A 2,768-nucleotide genomic window follows, 5' to 3' on the forward strand; every position below is an offset into this window, starting at 1 on the left:
GCGCTGTCGAGGGCCTTGTCGAGCGATTTGTCGGGGGACTTGGCGGCGGGCGCCTTGGCCCCACCCTGTGCCGCGGCTTTCGCGGGGGCCTTCTCGGCGGACTTGCCGCCGCCGAAGGACTCGCGCAGCCGGCGAGCAACCGGAGCTTCTACCGTCGACGATGCTGATTTGACGAATTCGCCCTGATCATTCAGTCGGGCGAGGACTTCCTTGCTGGTGACACCGAGTTCCTTAGCCAACTCGTGTACGCGGGCCTTACCTGCCACTACATCTCCTGTCTATGAGGCGACAGTCGTGGGGCCGCGCCTCGGGAATTAGCTGTAACGCATAGGAATGCGAGTCATCGGGACTTCACGGTGTGCTCATGTTCTTTGCTACCTGTTCTGTTGCCGGGCGCTCGGGCGCACTGAGGAACTCTACGTGCTCGACCACCGCGGATGTATCCGGTGAACCGGTGATGCGCAGCGCTCTGGTGAAAGCCCGCCGCCGGATTGCCTGTTGCGCGCACTGCGGCCCGGGATGCAGCCATGCACCCCGCCCCGGCAGGCTCCTGCCTGTGTCAACGATCACGGCGAATTCGCCGTTCCCGTCCGGCACAGCCACCACTCGAAGCAACTCGACGGCCAGCTCTCGCTTCCGGCACCCGACGCACGTCCGTACGGGTCCACCCGCATGACGGTGCGACGTGATTTCGGGAGCCGAAAGTTCGCGCTGGATCACGGCTCAGTCTAGCGTCACCGGATCGAAGCTCAGAACCGCCCGAGCATGCGCCGGCGCGACCCGGCCGGACCGCTAGCGATCGCGGGCCATTCCGTGGGCGGCGCCGTGTTCGGACTGGCTCTCCGGATGCCCGCCCTCCCCGGCGGGCGAGTCGCCGCGGATGTCGATGCGCCACCCGGTGAGCCGGGCGGCCAGGCGCGCGTTCTGGCCTTCCTTGCCAATGGCCAGGGACAACTGGAAGTCGGGCACCACCACCCGGGCGGCGCGGGCGGCCTGGTCGATGATCGACACCGACACCACCTTCGCCGGCGACAGCGCGTTGGCGACGAAGCGGGCGGGGTCCTCGTCGTAGTCGATGATGTCGATCTTCTCGCCGGAGAGCTCGCTCATCACGTTGCGGACCCGCTGCCCCATCGGGCCGATGCAGGCGCCCTTGGCGTTCAGGCCGGGCAGGTTGGACTTCACCGCGATCTTGGACCGATGGCCGGCCTCCCGCGCCACCGCCACGATCTCGACGGACTCGTCGGCGATCTCGGGGACCTCCAGCGAGAACAACTTGCGGACCAGGTTGGGGTGGGTCCGCGACAGCGTGATCAGCGGCTCGCGGGCCCCGCGGGTCACCCCGATCACGTAGCACCGCACCCGGTTGCCGTGCTCGTAGCTTTCCCCGGGGACCTGCTCGGCCGCCGGGATCACGCCCTCGGAGGCCTTCGTCTCGGTGCCCATCCGGACCACCACCAGGCCACGCGCGTTGGCCCGGCTGTCGCGCTGGATGACGCCGGCGACGATCTCGCCCTCGCGGGTGGAGAACTCGCCGTAGGTCCGCTCGTTTTCGGCGTCCCGGAACCGCTGCAGCATGACCTGACGGGCGGTGGTGGCGGCGATGCGGCCGAAACCCTCGGGGGTGTCGTCCCATTCGCTGATGACGTTGTCGTCTTCGTCGGTCTCCCGGGCCATCACCTTTACGACACCGGTCTTGCGGTCGATCTCGATCCGCGCGTCGTTCTGGTGGCCTTCGGTGTGCCGGTAGGCGGTGAGCAGCGCCGATTTGATCGTCTCGAGCAGCTCGTTGACCGAGATGCCGCGGTCCACCTCGATGGCATGCAGCGCGGCCATGTCGATGTTCATAGGCGCCGCTCCTCCGTCCTTTGGGCCTGACCCGTCGTCGCCAGTTCCAGCTCCGCTTGATTAGGGGGCGAAAACTCCACTTGGACAACAGCTTTGACGATGTCGGCGAGTGGGATCTGGCGCACCGCCAGATCCCGGCCCGCGCGGACCACCAGCGCGACCGCGTCATCGCCCGTTTCGCCGACCCGGCCGGTCAGCGTCGATCCGTCCGACAGGACGACGTCGACCTTGCGGCCGCGGGCCCGGCGAAAGTGCTTCGCGCTGGTCAGCGGGCGGTCCACGCCGGGCGAGGAGACCTCGAGCACGTACTGGTCGCCGATGGTGTCCAGGCCGTCGAGCAGTGCCGACGCCGAGCGGGACAGCGTGGCCGCCGTGTCCAGGTCGAGGCCGTTGTCGCCGTCGGCGATCACCATGATTCGCGGGGGGCGGGTCCGGGCGTCGATGACCACGTCTTCGATCTCGAATCCGGCGCGCGCAAACTCTCCACCGAGTAGCTCGATCACCTGCGTCTGCGACGGTAGCCCGGTGGTCACGGCGAGCTCCTCATCTTGAGTTGTCCGGTCATCTGGCGGATGTCGGCGCCCCGATGGCTTCGCAGGCGCCTTCCGGTGTCCCGGCGGAGGAACGCCCGTGGCTGACCGTTGCTGGCGGCGGCCGCCCTCTGCGAGAACCAGCTATCCACGATACGCCAGGAATCGCGGTTGACGGCGTGATCGCGTCCTGGCATCTTGCCCGCCTCGACGCCGATGGCAGGATGTCCTTGTGCCTAGCGCAGTTCCGTTCGTCAACAGGCGAGATGTGCTCGCCGGTGGTGCGGCTTTGGCTGCGCTCGGCGCGGTGGTGTCCGCCTGCGGCAAGTCCGCGCCCAAACCGCCGCCGGTCGAGCAATTGCTGGGGCCGCTGGATCAGGCCCGGCACGA

At 68.0% G+C, this 2,768-nt stretch carries 5 protein-coding genes; 1 reads left to right on the top strand and 4 read right to left on the bottom strand.

Going from position 1 to position 2,768, the window contains the following annotated elements; all coding sequences use genetic code 11:
* The 4 genes from DQP58_RS26405 to rimP all read right to left on the bottom strand — a co-directional run.
* Nucleotides 1-266 (bottom strand): translation initiation factor IF-2 N-terminal domain-containing protein (locus DQP58_RS26405; protein ID WP_133259453.1); only part of this gene is annotated, 266 nt, incomplete at its 3' end.
* A gap of 85 nt (nt 267-351) precedes the next feature.
* Nucleotides 352-720 (bottom strand): YlxR family protein, encoded by a 369-nt coding sequence (locus tag DQP58_RS26410; protein ID WP_112710970.1) that lies wholly within the window; start codon nt 718-720, stop codon nt 352-354.
* A 72-nt stretch (nt 721-792) separates the two neighbouring features.
* Entirely contained in the window at nt 793-1,848 is a 1,056-nt protein-coding gene (gene nusA / locus DQP58_RS26415) for a transcription termination factor NusA (protein ID WP_112710971.1), read from the bottom strand.
* Nucleotides 1,845-2,381 carry a ribosome maturation factor RimP gene (rimP, locus tag DQP58_RS26420; RefSeq protein WP_067137290.1) on the bottom strand — a complete coding sequence of 179 codons (537 nt, stop codon included), beginning with the start codon at nt 2,379-2,381 and terminating at the stop codon, nt 1,845-1,847. Before rimP ends, nusA begins: the two co-directional genes overlap by 4 nt.
* Nucleotides 2,382-2,610: 229 nt before the next feature.
* Between rimP and DQP58_RS26425 the strand changes: the two genes are divergently transcribed.
* The coding region (locus tag DQP58_RS26425) for a twin-arginine translocation signal domain-containing protein (protein ID WP_133259454.1) at nt 2,611-2,768 on the top strand (158 nt) is incomplete at its 3' end.

Origin of the sequence: Mycobacterium colombiense (genome assembly GCF_003284975.1) — a bacterium.
Classification (GTDB): domain Bacteria; phylum Actinomycetota; class Actinomycetes; order Mycobacteriales; family Mycobacteriaceae; genus Mycobacterium; species Mycobacterium europaeum_A.

Coding starts and splice junctions, on each gene's coding strand:
- nusA (WP_112710971.1), bottom strand. CDS start 1,848: ATGAACATCGACATGGCCGCGCTGCATGCCATCGAGGTGGACCGCGGC.